General features: G+C 30.9%; 15 protein-coding genes. 8 read left to right on the top strand and 7 right to left on the bottom strand.

The features are described from left to right. The first annotated feature begins 74 nt into the window (after positions 1–74). Genes B5S50_RS20865 through B5S50_RS20855 form a run of 3 tightly spaced genes read left to right on the top strand, consistent with a single transcriptional unit; the run spans position 75 to position 2,561 of the window. Entirely contained in the window at positions 75–998 is a 924-nt protein-coding gene (locus tag B5S50_RS20865; RefSeq protein WP_065079948.1) for an ABC transporter ATP-binding protein, read from the top strand. Then, positions 991–1,773 (top strand): ABC transporter permease, encoded by a 783-nt coding sequence (locus B5S50_RS20860; protein WP_065079949.1) that lies wholly within the window; start codon positions 991–993, stop codon positions 1,771–1,773. Before B5S50_RS20865 ends, B5S50_RS20860 begins: the two co-directional genes overlap by 8 nt. A 5-nt stretch (positions 1,774–1,778) precedes the next feature. Then, positions 1,779–2,561 carry an ABC transporter permease gene (locus B5S50_RS20855; RefSeq protein ID WP_065079950.1) on the top strand — a complete coding sequence of 261 codons (783 nt, stop codon included), beginning with the start codon at positions 1,779–1,781 and terminating at the stop codon, positions 2,559–2,561. Between the two features lie 67 nt (positions 2,562–2,628). On the opposite strand, the gene B5S50_RS20850 is transcribed toward B5S50_RS20855, so the two are convergent. Further along, positions 2,629–3,504 (bottom strand): LysR family transcriptional regulator, encoded by an 876-nt coding sequence (locus tag B5S50_RS20850; RefSeq protein ID WP_065079951.1) that lies wholly within the window; start codon positions 3,502–3,504, stop codon positions 2,629–2,631. A 214-nt stretch (positions 3,505–3,718) separates the two neighbouring features. On the opposite strand from B5S50_RS20850, the gene B5S50_RS20845 reads away from it, so the two are divergent. Together B5S50_RS20845 and B5S50_RS20840 are read left to right on the top strand one after the other, a co-directional pair. Then, the gene (locus B5S50_RS20845) at positions 3,719–4,387 is read left to right on the top strand and encodes an epoxyqueuosine reductase (protein ID WP_065079952.1); all 669 of its coding nucleotides are present in this window, start codon (positions 3,719–3,721) and stop codon (positions 4,385–4,387) included. An 85-nt stretch (positions 4,388–4,472) separates the two neighbouring features. Beyond that, positions 4,473–5,336 (top strand): APC family permease, encoded by an 864-nt coding sequence (locus B5S50_RS20840; RefSeq protein WP_254306643.1) that lies wholly within the window; start codon positions 4,473–4,475, stop codon positions 5,334–5,336. 9 nt (positions 5,337–5,345) lie between these two features. On the opposite strand, the gene B5S50_RS21735 is transcribed toward B5S50_RS20840, so the two are convergent. From B5S50_RS21735 to B5S50_RS20820, 5 genes are all read right to left on the bottom strand, one after another. Further along, complete coding sequence (locus B5S50_RS21735) at positions 5,346–5,672, bottom strand: hypothetical protein (RefSeq protein ID WP_254306642.1); 327 nt, start codon at positions 5,670–5,672, stop codon at positions 5,346–5,348. A 345-nt stretch (positions 5,673–6,017) separates the two neighbouring features. After that, positions 6,018–7,892, bottom strand: a complete 1,875-nt coding sequence (htpG, locus tag B5S50_RS20835; RefSeq protein WP_065079954.1) for a molecular chaperone HtpG — start codon at positions 7,890–7,892, stop codon at positions 6,018–6,020. Between the two features lie 288 nt (positions 7,893–8,180). Then, complete coding sequence (locus B5S50_RS20830) at positions 8,181–9,938, bottom strand: ATP-binding protein (protein WP_217303834.1); 1,758 nt, start codon at positions 9,936–9,938, stop codon at positions 8,181–8,183. Positions 9,939–10,010: 72 nt separating this feature from the next. Next, positions 10,011–11,357, bottom strand: a complete 1,347-nt coding sequence (locus B5S50_RS20825) for an FIST signal transduction protein (protein ID WP_065079955.1) — start codon at positions 11,355–11,357, stop codon at positions 10,011–10,013. Positions 11,358–11,467: 110 nt separating this feature from the next. Then, positions 11,468–12,706, bottom strand: coding sequence for an MFS transporter (locus B5S50_RS20820; RefSeq protein WP_065079956.1), 1,239 nt, complete (start codon positions 12,704–12,706; stop codon positions 11,468–11,470). Positions 12,707–13,095: 389 nt separating this feature from the next. Here B5S50_RS20820 and B5S50_RS20815 point away from each other — a divergent pair, with 389 nt between their 5' ends. The 3 genes from B5S50_RS20815 to B5S50_RS20805 all read left to right on the top strand — a co-directional run bounded on the left by B5S50_RS20815 (position 13,096) and on the right by B5S50_RS20805 (position 15,958). Then, positions 13,096–14,190, top strand: a complete 1,095-nt coding sequence (locus tag B5S50_RS20815; RefSeq protein ID WP_217302740.1) for a DUF5667 domain-containing protein — start codon at positions 13,096–13,098, stop codon at positions 14,188–14,190. A gap of 224 nt (positions 14,191–14,414) precedes the next feature. After that, positions 14,415–15,206 carry a flagellar motor stator protein MotA gene (motA, locus tag B5S50_RS20810; protein ID WP_065079958.1) on the top strand — a complete coding sequence of 264 codons (792 nt, stop codon included), beginning with the start codon at positions 14,415–14,417 and terminating at the stop codon, positions 15,204–15,206. Between the two features lie 2 nt (positions 15,207–15,208). After that, positions 15,209–15,958: a flagellar motor protein MotB gene (locus B5S50_RS20805; protein ID WP_065079959.1), complete on the top strand. Its 750-nt coding sequence runs from the start codon at positions 15,209–15,211 to the stop codon at positions 15,956–15,958. 72 nt (positions 15,959–16,030) lie between these two features. On the opposite strand, the gene B5S50_RS20800 is transcribed toward B5S50_RS20805, so the two are convergent. Beyond that, on the bottom strand, positions 16,031–16,555 hold the full coding sequence (locus B5S50_RS20800) for a ferritin-like domain-containing protein (RefSeq protein WP_065079960.1): 525 nt from the start codon (positions 16,553–16,555) through the stop codon (positions 16,031–16,033). Positions 16,556–16,593 lie beyond the last annotated feature (38 nt).

Here is a 16,593-nt window from a genome sequence, read left to right as displayed (position 1 = left end):
CAAGACTAATGCAAGGTTAATGCAAGGTTCACATGTTATACTTTTTCTTGTAACTACAAAGGAGGTTTGAATAAATGAATGATTATGTTATAGAAACTAAAAATTTAACTAAACAATATGGCACTCAAAAGAGTGTTGCTGATCTAAATATTCATGTAAAAAAGGGACGTATTTATGGACTTCTAGGAAGAAACGGTGCTGGAAAAACAACTACCATGAAAATGCTTTTAAACCTTACCCAGCCAACTTCCGGAGAAGTTTTCATTTTTGGCAAAAATATTAGGAAAAATGAAAAAAGAATTCTCCCACGTGTTGGTTCTCTAATTGAAGCACCAGGCTTTTATCCCAATCTCACTGGTACAGAAAATTTACGTATCTTTGCAGAATTACGTGGTATTCCTAAGCTTGATGCAATTAAAAATTCGCTAAAATTAGTTGGTTTGCCTTATAGGGATAAAAAACTATTTTCAGAGTATTCTCTTGGTATGAAGCAACGTTTGTCAATTGCTCTTGCTGTAATGCATGATCCAGAGTTATTGATCTTAGATGAACCAATTAACGGACTTGATCCTATTGGTATTGCAGAAGTACGTACCTTTATCCGTGATTTATGTGACGTAAGAGGAAAAACAATCCTCATTTCAAGCCACATTCTTTCAGAAATTTCCCTTTTGGCAGATGACATTGGTATTATTGATCATGGCGTACTACTAGAAGAAGAAAGTCTCCAAGAATTAGAAAATAAAAATAGTAAGTATATTCACTTTGATCTTTCAGATACCTCACAGGCAGCACGCATATTAGAATCTGTATTTAAGAGTAAAAATTTTAGAGTAGTTGATGATCATAATATTTTGCTATATGATACCAACTTACCACAATCAGCAATTAATAGATCCTTTATGCAAAATGGATTGGAGGTTTCTGAATCTCATCTTTGTGAAGATACTTTAGAGGACTACTTCAAGAAAGTAACTGGGGGTGCCGGAATTGCTTAAACTAATAAAATGCGAATTTTGGAAACTTAAGCGAAAAAAATTTATTCAACTGGTAATTGCTGCAGCTTTTATGTTTCCTATTCCCTTGACATATTATGCTCTCAAACCATCAGTTATGCAGAGATACAATGGTCCTGCAGATGCCTTTAATGGATTATTTAACGATGTACTTGGTTTCGGAATGCAGTTTCTTTTACCTTCTGTAATTGGTATAATTGCAGCTATACTTTTCTTTATGGAACGTGACAGTAATACATTCAAAAGTTTGAAGACAATCCCAGTTACTATCGAACAGATGATTTTTGCTAAAATTTCAGTATTGTTTATATTTAGCATTATCTTTTGTGTAACCTCTACAATAGCCACGGCATTATGCGGCATGATGGTATTTAAGGTAAATGGAATGTTACTAAAACTACTTATGTCTGTTGAAATAGGAATCTTTATAGCAGCAGGAACATTGCCTCTAATTGTACTGGTGGTCTTCTTCAGCAGAACATACATTTTCTCTATCTTGCTGTGTGTGTTTTACAGTATATTAAGTTTGAGCGCTACATCCCTTTATAACACACTTCCCAAATCAATATTATGGCTTATTCCCATGTCGCTTACTGAATTTTGGAGTGCAGGTTTTATGGCACGTCATACCAAAATGAATTTATCTGAGCTATCAGGACTTATTCCATCAACACTTTGTGTCGTCACTATTTTGTTCATTATGGCTGTAGTCTCTATATATTTGGCAATTAGGTTATACAAAAAATGGGAGGAGTAATAAAAATGTGGAGAATTGTTAAAACAGAACTTTGGAAACTAAAACGTTATAACATTATTTGGGCTGGAATTACACTTATGCTCCTTTCGATATTGTTAACTTTATTCACTTCTATGGCAAAGGATGGTTCTGTATGGGATTTTAGATATCTAATAGAACAAGTGATTAAAAATAATATGTCTACCATTTTTCCAATGTGTATTACTTTGATTGCTGGATATATTATCACCCGTGAACAAAAAGATGACACTTTGAAAAATATTTTGACAATTCCTATTTCCTTCAAGCAGCTTCTTATAAGTAAATTGATTGTATGCGGAATGTTGTCTTTATTTCTTGGTATTGTGTGCACTGTTTTTACAATTATAGCAGAAATCTTTGCTGGCTTTCCAAATTTTTCTTTAGGATTGACAATACAAGCTCTGTGGCAAATTACATTAGTTAATCTTTTTCTCTATCTTGCTGTGATACCAATCATCATCATAACAAGCCATTTAACAAATGGTTTTCTAGCTGGTGTTATTGTTGCTTTTGTATATGGTTATGTTGGTATGCTGTCATCAGACAATATGCTGCTTGCAAATCTGTGTCCAATTACTGCAGGTCTTGGCATAATTCAATATAGAAGCTACGATTCTTCTATTCATTGGAATGTACTATTGAATCTTTTAAGTATAGGAATTTCACTGTTTTTTTCCATCCTTTTGATTCATTTCACTGGAAATTCTATTAAACTAAAAAAAGCTTCTAAAAAAGCTGCAAAACATACACCAAAAAAAGGATGGTAATAAATACAGTGAATTTAAATATTGAATAGCTAAAAGTTAAACAACAAAATCTACTATCTTTTGTTGTTTAACTTTTAGCTTCTGATATAAATGCCCTCATTGCAGCTGTTACCCATTTATTCTTATGATATAGTATTTGTGTTGTCATATTAAATTTACACCCATCCAAATCAAATCCAACAAGCTCACCATTTTCAAGCTCCTTTTCTACCGTCATAACAGGAAGCAGGGTTATTCCAAGATTGCTTATGGTAAAGCTCTTAATTGCCTCAATACTTCCAACTTCCAAGGCTATATTAGGTTTTAAACCTGATTTTTGAAACATTTTCTCAAAAATATTTCTATAGCTGCACCCTTTTTCCGTTACAATTAAAGGCTCATCTTTAATGTCTTCCATTGTAACTTGTCTTTTACCAGCAAGCCTATTTACTGGAGACGTTAAAAATATCATTGGTTCATTATAAGATACACAGGATATCAAATCTGGGTCAACAATTGGTTTATCCAAAATAAATGCCAAATCAACTATATTGTTTTTAAGCATACTTCGCAAATCTGAACAAACACCTACTTTAATTATCACTTCCACTTCAGAATATTTCATATGATATTTTTTAAGCAGTTCTGGGAGTCTCATAGTGCATAGGGATTCTACAATCCCTATTTTTAGAATTCCACAGGGAAGATCTATTTCACTTACTGCCTCTTTAGCTTCCTCTGTAAGGCTTATTATATTTTCTGCATATTTAAGAAGCACTTCACCCTTTGAAGTAAGGTGTATTTTCCTTCCAACTCTTTCAAAAAGTTTTACACCAAGTTCTTCCTCTAAAAGTTGAATTTGGGTCGTAATAGTAGACTGGGCATATCCCAATTCCTCTGCTGCCTTAGTATAACTTTTTAAATGTGCAATTTCAGAAAATGTTCTTAGGTTTCTAAATTCCATATCATACCTCCACTTACTTCAATAAAACTGAACTGTACTTTCAAATAATTCAATTTTATTAATAGTTAATCTTATGCTACTATAAATCTATTGGAAATTCAATGAATTTTTTAAGGTAAGCTTTTGCAAAAGTATACTGGTTTTAATTGTTCAATTATGGCGCGTTTTTGAATCTATTATTAAAAATAATATTATACTATTAGGGAGGAAATTTATGGATAGTAATTTTATTAAAGAAATGGCATATTCATTTGGTGCCGACGTATGTGGAATTTCAAATATAGAAAGATTTGATGATGCTCCAAAAGGCTTTCATCCCTTAGATGTCTATGCTAAAACAAAATCTATCATAGTATTTGGTAAACAATTTTCAACAAGTTTGTTTGAAACAAACACTAACGTTCCCTATACATTTGTTAAAAATAAGTCTGTTGAACTACTAGATAACATCTCTATTCAACTTACTATTAGTATTGAATCAAAAGGCTACAAGGCAATCCCTATTCCATCAGATGAACCTTATGAATATTGGGATTCACAAAATAGGCATGGACGAGGAATATTATCATTAAAACATCTTGCTCAAGCATCTGGAATAGGATGTATTGGTAAAAATACTTTACTGATAAATAAAAAATATGGTAATAGGCTCTACCTTGGAGCAGTGCTTACTGATACAGAATTAGAAGCAGATAATTTATTAGACACGCTATGTCCTGATAATTGCACTATTTGTCTAAAAGCTTGTCCTCAATCTGCACTAGATGGAACTACAGTAAATCAAAAAAAATGTAGAGAGAAATGTGCTTCAGTAACTGAAGGCGGAGGATTTGTATATTCATGCAATATTTGTAGGAAAGTATGCCCATTTTCAAAAATATAACTAGCTATAATAAAATTAAAGAAAGGAAGTAAATTTTAGTGAAAGTTTGGTTCTTATTAATACATTCCATCACTAAATATAAAATATGAATAAGAGTAAAAATATTGGAACAATAACACTTTGTGGTCTTATAGTAGGCCCGGTGCTAGGATCAGGAATAGTTCTGTTACCACCTCTTGCCTACAAACTGATTGGAAAATGGGCAATACCAGCCTGGATTATAATAATGCTGCTTGGCATTATATTTGCCTATGTTTTTGTATTTCTAAGCTTGAAAAGTCCTGGAAATGAAGGCGTTGCAATCGCTATTGGAAATGTATTTGGGAATTTTTTTCGAGAACTGACTTCAAACTTTCTTACAGCTGCAGTTTGTTTTGGCCCCACAGCAGTTTTAATTACAGCTGCAAACTTTTTAAAAAGTTTTAGCATATTTTCAAATATTAAAGTTGAAATGATTGCATTTGGAATGGAAATTATATGTGCCCTAATTCTTATATGTGGTGTAAAAACTCTGGCAAAATTTACTTTAATTTTAACAGGACTCACAGCTGCACTATTATTTTGCGGAAGCATATATACCTTGATTTTTGCTTCAAATGTACATGCACCTGAAACATCATTTTCTTTTTCTAAGTTTGGATATACCCTTTTACTTTTATTTTGGGCAATCATAGGATGGGAAATCATAGGAAACTATATAGAAGACATAAAAAATCCAAAAATGACACTTATAAAAGCAATGACAATAAGCCTTATAGTTATTATAAGGTTATATATTACTGTTGCACTTTCCGTACAAAATGTATCTTCAAGCAATCATGACCCCATTATTTGGTTCATTTTCTCTGCCTATAATTGCTGTTGCTGCATCGGGGCTGTGTATGTGTACTTATCTTATGATAGTTGGAGGAGTTTCAAGAATGAGTGCAAAGCGTGCTGCAAACAATAAACTGCCCTTTTATCTCTCATATATAAACAAAAATGGAAGTCCCATCAATGCCATAATAACACTGGTATGTATACATCTTGTAGTTTTATCTCTAGCAGCTGCAAATTTTTTAAGTCTGGACAAGATTGTAACCTGTGCTAACGTATTTTTTCTATCCAATGCAATAGTTTGTTTAGCTGCGGGATTTAAACTACTCCACAACATTAAACTCAAAATTGCAGTTTCAATACTCATTGTATCATTTACACTATTGTTGTTTAAAGCAGCTTTATGGAGCATTTCACTTTTAATTATAGTTATACTTTTATCTTTATATAGCAACAAAAGACTTAACAAGGAGAAAGTCCCTAGTTCCTGCGGTTAAAATACAAATAACTCAACTTTCGCATATATAAAATTTTTAATTAATAGTTAATAATGAAGAATTAATAGTTAATGTGGATTTTTTTCCGTTACAATACAAAAAATCTTTGATTAAGCTTTTCATCACTCGTTCCGCTAAAGCGAAACATTGCTGATTTATATAAATTTAAAGATTTTTTGCGATAGCTAAAAATCATCCTTCACTATTAATTTTTCATTATTAATTCTTAACTTGCGAAGCTTTGCTTCGCATTATTTTTAAACTGCGAAAGTTGATTAATTAAAAATTGCCAATTTGATTTGTTAGCATATTCCTCTTTACTTAATCAAACTGCAAACATCATTTGCAAATTCCACAGGATCATCTACAGGCAGTCCTTCAATCATAAGTGCCTGGTTATACAATACATTTGAAAGCATTTTAAGTTTATCTTTGTCATTTTCAAATGCATCTTTTATTGATTTAAACATTTGGTGATTTGTATTTATCTCTAAAATTTTATCTGCTTTTACATTTTGATTGTTTGGCATTGTATTAAGCACCTTTTCCATATCAATTGACAATTCACCACCATTTGCAAGGCAAACAGGATGGGTCTTTAATCTGTTTGATGCCCTAACTTCTTTAACTTTTCCATTTAATGTTTCCTTCATGAAATCAAACAGTTCTTTATTTTCCTTTGTTTCCTTTTCACTTTCCTTGTCATCAGATTCAAATCCTAAATCTTTGCTTGAAACAGATTTAAATTCCTTTTCCTTGTATTTCATAAGCATCTTAATTGCAAACTCGTCAACCTCATCTGTAAAGTACAATATTTCATATCCTTTATCCTTAACAACTTCAGTTTGTGGTAATTTTTCAATTTTATCTATGTTTTCACCAGTTGCATAGTATATAAACTTCTGGTCTTCCTTCATACGGGAAACATATTCGTCAAGGCTTACAAGCTTTTTCTCTGTAGAAGAATAGAACATGAGTAAATCTTGAAGTACCTCTTTATTACTTCCAAAATCAGCATAAACACCATATTTAAGCTGTTTTCCAAAGTTTTTATAAAACTCATCATACTTTTCTCTATCATTTTTCTGCATTAATAAAAGTTCACTTTTAATTTTTTCCTTTATCTTTTTTGCAATAAATTTAAGCTGTCTATCATGCTGCAAAAGTTCTCTTGAAATATTAAGTGAAAGATCTGCTGAATCAACTAATCCCTGTACAAAGCTAAAGTAATCTGGTAAAAGATCCCCACACTTCTCCATTATGAGAACGCCATTTGAATAAAGTTCCAATCCCTTTTCAAATTCCTTAGTATAGAAATCAAAAGGTGCTCTAGCTGGAATAAAAAGTAAAGTATTATAACTTACAACACCTTCAACACTCGAATGGATTACCTTAAGCGGTTTTTCATATCCAAAATGTTTATCCATATAGAACTGATTATAATCTTCAGGCTTCAGTTCATTTTTATTTTTTCTCCAAATTGGAACCATACTATTTAAAGTTTCATCTTCAAAATACTCTTCATGTTCATCCTTACTGCCTTCTTTTAGTTTGCTTTTCTTTACCATCATTTTAATTGGATATTTTATAAAGTCAGAGTATTTTTTAATTAATGATCTTATTTTATATTCATCTAAAAATTCATCATACTTTTCATCATCAGTACTTTCTTTAATTTTTAATGTAATTTCAGTTCCTACTTCATTTTTTTCACAAGGTTCAATTGTATACCCTTCTACACCCTTTGATTCCCATTTGTATGCTTCATCTGAATTCAAGGCACGGCTTTTTACAGTAACTAAATCTGACACCATAAAAGCAGAGTAAAATCCAACTCCAAACTGACCTATGATATCTACTCCTTCTTTTGCTTCATTTTCATTTTTAAATGTAAAGGAACCACTTTTTGCAATAGTACCTAGATTATTTTCAAGTTCATCTTTTGTCATACCTATACCAGTATCAGTAATAGTAAGGGTTTTGTTTTCTTTATCTGCTGCAATTCTAATATAAAAGTCTTCTTTATTAAAACTAACATTTTCGTCAACTAATGAACGATAATAACTTTTATCAATTGCATCACTGGCATTTGATATAAGTTCCCTCAAAAATATTTCCTTATTTGTGTAAATAGAATTAATCATTAAATTAAGTAATCTTTTAGATTCAGCCTTAAATTGTTTTGTAGCCATTTTATCATTTCCTTTCATCTAAATAAAAACGTTTTGTTATATTTAATAAAATCAATTTAAGAAAGCCTCGCTTATAAACGTAAGTTAGCGCGGCTATTTAACAGTAATCAAGCCGTCCTTACTACTTCCTTCTGTTTCGAATAAATAAGTATTAATCGGAACATAAAAACGCCTCTTTAAATTATTTTTATTAGCACTCATAATAACTGAGTGCTAATTTTATTTTAGCAATTATTTCATCTTTGTCAATATGTTTTTTATAAGTTTTGCGAAAAACAATCCTTTAAATTAATTATATATATCAGAAAACTCTAAATTGATTTTCTCAATGTAATTTTTTTCTATACCATATTCGTTCTTACTAGAAGTTTTGCCATCTACTAATTTACATGGAATATGAATGATAAATTCGCTGCCATAACCTTCCCTACTTTTTACTGATATAGTTCCACCGTGCAATTCTACTAAAGCTTTTACTAGTGAAAGCCCTATTCCACTTCCTTCATTCTCTCTTGCAAGAGATTTATAAACTTGTACAAAACGTTCAAATATAGAATTTAACTTTTCTTTAGGAATACCCTTGCCTGTATCTTTTACCTTTATAGAAATACTTTTCTTGCCATCTTCTATACTAACCATAATCTTCCCGCCGCGGGGAGTAAACTTTATAGCATTTGATAACAAATTCAACATAATTCTCTCTATTTCTTCCGGATCACAGGCTATAACTTTTTCTTCTACATCAGTATCAAATACTACAGCTAATCCTTTGCTTTTTATATAGTCAGCTATAGAAAGAGTCGTATCTTCTACAAGGCTTACTATATTATAATTAACTTCATCTATACTAAAGTATCCCGAGTCTATCTTTGTTATATCAATTAAATTGTTTACCAACCTTAAAAGGCGATAGCAATTTTGTTCCATTATTTTTATATATTTGTATCTATCTGAACATGGATTCTCGCAGATACATTCCTTTAACTTAAGTTTGTACACCTGTATAGCTGAAAAAATAAGATTAATAGGGGTCCTGAGTTCATGAGAAATGTTGGCAAAAAAGTCTGTTTTCATTCTATCATACTTTTTGATCTCACTTAGCCTAATTCTCTCTTTTTCTATGTTTTTTTGCAATTGTTCCATACATCTTTTTTCGGTTATATCTACAGCCACTGCTATTAACATATTTCGTTTATCAGTCAATTTTCCAATACAGGCTAAGTAAAAATCCCATATTCGTATATTACCATGTTTTGTCTTTACAGAATACTCGCCACTGCTTTGTTTTTCACTAAAGTTTGATAACTTGTGCATATCTTCTTTAAATACATCCGATATTTCTGCCAATTTAGATATTGTAGGAATATCTGCAATGGTATATCCTGTAATGTCACTCCATGTTCTATTGATCTTTAATACTTCACCATCTTGCATATACAGCATTACAGGAACTGGAGCTTCTTCTATGGAATAACGAAATTTTCTCTCACTTTCTCTTAAAGCTTCTTCAGTTTTTGTGCGTTCAGTAATTTCTTCTTCCAGCGTAATATTAAATTCTTTAAGTTCTTCAGTTATATCCTCTAACTGACGCTTTCCTTCATACACTTGTTTTTTCAAATCATCATTGTTTTCTTTCATTTCAAGCTGTATCGCCCTAATCTTTAGCTGATTATCAACTCGTGTAGTAACCTCTTTATAATTAAATGGTACAGTTATATAATCAGCAGATCCTGCAGTAAATACCCTATCTTTATCAATAGGTTTACTTTCATCAATGATAAAAATAACAGGAATTTTCTGAAGTTTATAACTAGCCTTTAACCTTTCACATATTTCATATCCATATATATTTCCTATATTAACTTTAAGTAAAATTATGTCCGGTATATTTTCTCTTACAGATTTAAGCCCTAATTCATAACTATAAGCATTCCTAACACAGTATTCTTTCTGTTCAAACATTGCTGTAAGTATTTTAACATTGTAATAGGAATCATCAATAATAAGTACATTAGAATTATTTAAAAGAATTTGCATATTATCCATATCCATGATTTGCTGCCCCATTTCATAAAATTTAATCTGTATATTCTCCTAATTATATAAATAATAATTCTTTTATATATTTGTTTTTGACTTAAAAACTAGCATAGTAGCTGTTTGATTCATGTGCCCTATAAATTCTTCACCATAACAAGAAAATCCAATTGTAGGAATATCTTTAAATATATCTCCGTACTGTTTTTCAAAACCTTTTTCTTCAAGTTCACGGGTTCTCTGAACACAGTTAAAATTTATAATTCCATCAATTTTCCCAAATTCATTAATCTTATTTTCAATAGCCCTCTTCGTATCTTCAATAATATTTGTAGACTGAAGTAGTCTAACTTCTGTGCCTTCCAGTATATTACAATAAAACAGCATACTTGTACCTTTTACTTGCTGAGGACTTCTAACAAACACATCATTTTTACCTATTACTAATCCAACAGGATTTATCGTAAAATAATTTTGTGCATCTTCAATTGAATGTGCCCCTACAGCATTTGAATAAGCCACAATAGCCGGCTTATTGTTAAATTCAATGACTTCCCTGTTGCTTTCATCCACTTTATTTGCAGTTAATACAGTATCTAAACACTTAAAACTTTCCGTTTTAATAATGCCAAACTCAGCATTATCACTTATTTTAAGCATTATAATCACTGCTGAATCTGTATATGCCTTTCCATTTGCTAGTACATAGGTTTTTTTAAAATTATAATCATCTCCAGCAGATCCACCAATAAAAAAAACATTGGTTCTATTGCCTATCAAATCCATAATATTTTCTTCTTTCTTACTTACACCATCTATTAAAACTATACCAACAAATTTTTTCGTATTCATTGTATATGCACTTTCATTAAAATACTCTTCTAAAGATGTAAAAGCCCTCTCCATATCTAAGCCTTGTTTCATATTTTCAATTACTTCAACTTTAGCATCGGAAACAATATTTGAATTAAAAGCCATTGCCACTACAGAATTCTTTAATAACTTTCCACTAACTATTTCACCTGAAGTAGAACATCCTGCTACTAGACAATCTTTAAATCCTTCCTTCATTAAATTACTTAACTTATATTGGTCAAATTTAGAAGAAGCAAAAAATATTATAAGTTTGGCATTACATGGAGATAGTTTATTTTTAATATCTTCTACCACTTCTTTTTCTAAGGATTTAGTTGAAAAAACTGATTTTATATTTATCCCCTTATATACTGAGTTTTTTACATTCATCTGTTCAACAATTTTAATAAGTTTTTCTATGATAATTGGATCATCATAGGAATTGCCATCAAATTTATTTGGATTGATTCCTTTTAAAATAAATTTGGTTTTAGTCATTTCTGCAATAGCAGGATTTCCTTTAGAACGCTGTTTAATCACATTGTCAATAATTTCTTTTATCTTACCAGCCAAGAACAATTCCCCCTTTTATGCTTAGTTAATTCTTCGCTAATATCAGATTTTTATGTGGAAATACAAAACTATTATATACTATACAGTTAAGTATAATTTTATATAGTATATTAAAACTTAAACATATTTTTTAAATTCAAACTCGAATGGAAATTATGTCTTGCATTGTGAACTATTATACTTAAAACAACTAAGGCTGAAATAAGTAGAAATATAGGTATGAATATGAGGATTGCATTAGTTGAATATTTTATTGAAATCACCCCTCCTAATAAAGGTGCTACTGCAAATCCAGCATTGCCTACCGTTCCCTGGATACCAAACAATAAACCTCTTTTGTCCACAGGAGTATCTTCTGTAGTAATGGACATTATCATAGGTTCCACTCCACCTGTAATAAAGAAGACAATACCTAAAATAAATGTAAATAACCATAATTTATTTATATAAACAAGTGGTATTGCAAATACCATACCTAATGTTAGGTATATCATTAATAATTTCATTTTGTCATACTTGTCACCTAGTTTACTTAAAATCAATCCAGACATAGCTGTCATTAAAGCCAAAATCCCATTTATTATACCTGTAATGCCTGATGCTCCTTTTGTTGTAGCTGTAACTTCTTGTACATATATTGGAATATATGGGTTAAACACAGTACGTCCTATCCTTATAAATAAAATAACTAATAACATTGAGACAGCTGTAACAGTAAAAATAGAAAGTATAGATGTCTTTTCTTTTTTTTCAGTGGAATTAATGTTTTCCTTTGCTACATGCTTTTCTTCTTTTACAACAAATAAAACTAATAGGAAATCAAAAAACATAAGGATACCACCTATTATAAAACTTACACGATATCCAACAAACTCTGCCACTATACCTCCAATTACTGGTCCAATGGATTGTCCAATAAATGTTGATGAAGATAAAAAACCTAATGCATAAGAAATTCTATTTTTAGGTGTATTAGCCGCTACTAAAATTTGAGCTGCAGTAACAGTTCCCGTAAACACACCTTGTAAAAGTCTTAATATTATAAGTTGATTTACATTGGTAACCATACCTGTAGCCCCAATTATAAATGATGCAAAAAGCATAGCCCTTATGAGCATAAGCTTTCTACCATATTTGTCTGAAATAATCCCCCAAATAGGACACATAATTGCCATGGTGACAGCTGGTGCTGCATTTAAAATACCAGAATAAAACTTAATATCATTTGGAGCTGTAATGCCAAGCTGCTGTATATAAAATGGCAAAAAAGGCATACCAAAATTAAAACTCATTATGGACAATATCTGGGAAAACCAAACAGTATAAAGATTTACTTTCCAATGTTTCATTATTATTTATTTCCTGACTTTAAAAAATACAACAAATAGTATAATGTATTAATCTAAAAATTATAATGCTTTTTCTATTCGTCAAATATTATCAGGTTTTCACACTTCCCTTCTTTTATAAGCATAATTTTACAAGCATATATTGCTTATTATAGCATCAATTATATAGATTTGAAAGTTATGGAATTTAAATTAGTTATTTTTGGATTTGTAATATATTTATGCATCATATGTAGACTACCGCAATAAATGATCCATAACTATTAACTTTTAATTTTTAATTGAAGCCCCCCTAAAATACATTTATCAGCCGTATATTTTAGTGAATAGTTAAATGACATTCATAAAAAATATAATTTACATTTATATATTTAAGGAGGATTATTAAAATGAAAAAAATAATGGTTTTAGTAACAAGTATAGTGGTAACAATGAGCTTAGGCAGCAGCGTATTTGCTTCTGATGCAACAACTTTAACAGATCAAGCAGGTATAACACCAGATAGTATCTTATATTCAGCGGATAAAGCTGTAGACAATTTAAAAGTTACACTATCTTCTTCAGAAGAAGATAAAGCTAATACATTATCAGAGATAGCTGAGGAAAGATTAGGTGAGAGTGAGGTAATGGCAAGTGAAGATAAACAAGATCTTGCAAATACAGCCCTTACTGACTATGAAAATAACATGAATGAAGCTCAAACTAAAATTGAAGATGCAATAGACAAAGCTCAAACTTCAGGTGATGAAGATAAACTTAAAGATGTTGAAAACATAGAAAACAAAATTATTGATAAGCAGAAAAACTCTTTAGATGTATTAACCAAACTTCAAGATAAACTTCCAAATAAAGCAAAAGCTACAGTAGCAAAAGTTATAGAAATGCAGACAGCAAAAAGAAATGCCTTAATAGCTGTAAAAAAAGAACGCCAAATTTATAATGATGCTAAAAAACAATATAACGAAGCCAAAGCAGCTCTTGAGACAGCAAAACAATCAGGAGACGAAGCTGCAATTAAAGCTGCAGAAGATTTGCTGCAACAGAAAAAACTAGCATTAGATACAGAAAAGCAAAATCTTGCAAAAGCTGTTGAAGCTAAAAAAGAAGCTTCTAAAATAAGTGTGGGTAAAACAACAAAAGAAAATAAAGGCCAGACAAAGAAGGATTCAAAAAATAATGAAACTACATCGGAAAGTAAAAAACAAACTTCACCAGCACCAACTACCCCTACTACGACAAATACTACTACAAACACTACAGAAGCTAGCTTAACTTCCACTGATTCAGCTTCAACTCCAGCAAAGTCAGCTTCACCTAAATCAACTTCTGTAAATAGTGAAAATACAAAAAAACAAACCTCACCAACACCAACTTTAAAAAACAAACCTAAAACGGAAGTAACTAACAGTAATAAAGAAGATAAAAAAGATGAAGCAAAGTCAAACAATGGCAATGGTGAAAAAAAGGAAAAATCACAACACTAATTTGTTATGAGATTATATAACATGTCAAAAATACCTTAAAGATATTTTTGACATGTTATTTTTATACATTTTAAAAAATTGATACCATATATTCCTTTCAAATAATTATTGGAATATTCTAAAAGCACTTGTTCATAATATAAAAAGTGTGATATGCTATCGCTATAAAATCGTCGAAAAATCACCAATTGATAAATATTCAATATTTCATGGGGGGCACAAGAATGGATATTTTTCTAGTTATAGGTATTATAACAGGCATCCTTGCTGTTGTTGTAGGAATGATTGTAAAAGGTGCAAATGTAGCTGTACTATTAAATCCTGCTGCAGCAATTATAATTTTGGTTGGTACTACAGCAGCAGTAATGAACTCTTTTCCCAAGGAAGAGTTTATTAATATTCCTAAAATATTAAAAGTTCTTTTTAAAAATAAAAAGACTGATGATCCCGCTGCAATTATAAATCAACTTGTGGACATGTCTCACCAAACTAGGAAAAATGGATTGTTATCTCTTGAAAATACTTTACAATCTTTGAATAATGAATTTATGAAAAAAGGTCTTGAAATGGTTGTAGATGGAGTAGAACCTCAATATATAATTGAAGTGTTAGAGCTTGAAATTGAAAATAGAGAAGAAAGACACCGTGCAGGCGCTTCAGTAATGACAACAGCGGGTGGTTCAGCTCCAACACTTGGAGTTCTAGGAGCTGTTATTGGACTAATTGGAGCTCTTGGTAATCTTAATGATACTGAAAAATTAGGACACATGATAGCAGCAGCCTTTGTTGCAACTCTATATGGAATTTTTTTGGGATATGTGATTTGTCACCCCTTTGCTTCCAGACTGAAAAGAAAATCACAAGAAGAAATACGCACTATGTACATAATAATGAGCGGTGTCCTAGCCATACAATCTGGAAATAACCCAAAGAGTATTGAACAAAAATTAGTGAGTATGCTACCTCCTAAGCTAAGAAAAAACATGGAAAAAGGCAGTGAAAGTAAAGGAGATTAATTATGGGTAAAAAGAGACAACACCATGAAGAACATGTAGACGAAACGTGGCTCATTCCATATGCAGATATGCTTACTCTCCTATTGGCTCTTTTCATAGTTATGTTTGCCATAAGTAAAATTGATCAAGAAAAACTTGCTAAAATAAGTCAGCAATTCAATGTCATTTTTTCAGGAGAAAAAAGCATACAAAATACTGGTGGCAGCAGTACCAATCAATTTATTGAAACAGGACAATCCACTGATAAGCCCGATGAAAGTGCTGGCAAAACCGAACAATATACTATGAATGAAATTAAGAAAACTCTAGATGCAAAAATCAAACAAGATGGATATGATGGTAAAGTTAAAGTTGAAATTAGCAAAGACGGTCTGGGTATTTCAATACAGGAAGCAGTTTTATTTAATTCTGGAGATGCAGAAGTTCTGACTCATATACATCCACTTCTCATATCCATTTCAGAAATGATTGAAAATTTAGATAATAATATTAGAATTGCAGGACACACAGATAATGTGCCCATACATAATTCAAAATTTCGGTCTAATTGGGATTTAAGTGCTATGAGAGCTATAAACGTAATGAATTTTATGGTAAAAAGTGGTGGAATTAATATAACAAAAGTTTCAATACAAGCTTATTCTGAATATCAGCCAAAGTCTACTAATCTTACTAAAGAAGGTAGAGATCAAAATAGAAGAGTAGAAATATTTATAGTACGTAAATATCCATTGTCCACAAACATCAAGTGATTCTTAGGTTCAGATGGAGTTTGCTTTATAAGGATGGACTTTCTCCATCTGATGCCAAGAACTCTGTTTATTTTAAGAGCTGTACTTTTCATATAATTCTGTAAACAACTTTAGATGTAACTCTTCATCCATAATTATTCTTTTAATAAGTTCTACTATATATCTATCCTTAATTATTGATGTTTGATACTTATAATTTTTAATAGCCTTTTTTTCTGATTTAATATCCTCTAAAAGCATATCTTTAATGAACGTGATAAAGTTAACGTAAGCAGGTGTCCATAACTGTCCAGGAGGACATGCAGAATTAATATAAATTGGCTTTATACCAAGAAGTTTAATTGTTTTTCCTATAAGCTCTAGATGTTTCATTTCAGCCATAGATATGCCCCCAACAATTTTGGCATAATCTTCAAATCTCCCTTCACTTACCATATGTTGATACACATAAAGGGAAACTGCAGTAAATTCACTTACTTCTCCTGCATAATCTTTAAGAAGAACATTTGCATATCCTATACTTGTTCTTTCCACTCTTGGCTTAGGATAAGGTAAATTAACAATATATTTTGTATGTTTTGATATATCGCCTGGCATACTTGCCTCCTAAAAAATATCATTATAGTTAATTTTAT

This window comes from Clostridium sp. 001, from assembly GCF_019056555.1.
Lineage (GTDB): Bacteria > Bacillota > Clostridia > Clostridiales > Clostridiaceae > Clostridium_B > Clostridium_B ragsdalei.
The sequence above is the reverse complement of the archived record's forward strand: the minus strand, read 5'-3'. Positions and strand labels throughout refer to the sequence as shown.

Bases quoted from the DNA above. Each gene is read 5' to 3' on its own strand.
- B5S50_RS20865 (WP_065079948.1), top strand. From the start codon at position 75: ATGAATGATTATGTTATAGAAACTAAAAATTTAACTAAACAATATGGC.
- B5S50_RS20855 (WP_065079950.1), top strand. From the start codon at position 1,779: ATGTGGAGAATTGTTAAAACAGAACTTTGGAAACTAAAACGTTATAAC.
- B5S50_RS20850 (WP_065079951.1), bottom strand. From the start codon at position 3,504: ATGGAATTTAGAAACCTAAGAACATTTTCTGAAATTGCACATTTAAAA.
- B5S50_RS20845 (WP_065079952.1), top strand. From the start codon at position 3,719: ATGGATAGTAATTTTATTAAAGAAATGGCATATTCATTTGGTGCCGAC.
- B5S50_RS20840 (WP_254306643.1), top strand. From the start codon at position 4,473: ATGAATAAGAGTAAAAATATTGGAACAATAACACTTTGTGGTCTTATA.
- htpG (WP_065079954.1), bottom strand. From the start codon at position 7,892: ATGGCTACAAAACAATTTAAGGCTGAATCTAAAAGATTACTTAATTTA.
- B5S50_RS20830 (WP_217303834.1), bottom strand. From the start codon at position 9,938: ATGGATAATATGCAAATTCTTTTAAATAATTCTAATGTACTTATTATT.
- B5S50_RS20820 (WP_065079956.1), bottom strand. From the start codon at position 12,706: ATGAAACATTGGAAAGTAAATCTTTATACTGTTTGGTTTTCCCAGATA.
- B5S50_RS20815 (WP_217302740.1), top strand. From the start codon at position 13,096: ATGAAAAAAATAATGGTTTTAGTAACAAGTATAGTGGTAACAATGAGC.
- motA (WP_065079958.1), top strand. From the start codon at position 14,415: ATGGATATTTTTCTAGTTATAGGTATTATAACAGGCATCCTTGCTGTT.
- B5S50_RS20805 (WP_065079959.1), top strand. From the start codon at position 15,209: ATGGGTAAAAAGAGACAACACCATGAAGAACATGTAGACGAAACGTGG.
- B5S50_RS20800 (WP_065079960.1), bottom strand. From the start codon at position 16,555: ATGCCAGGCGATATATCAAAACATACAAAATATATTGTTAATTTACCT.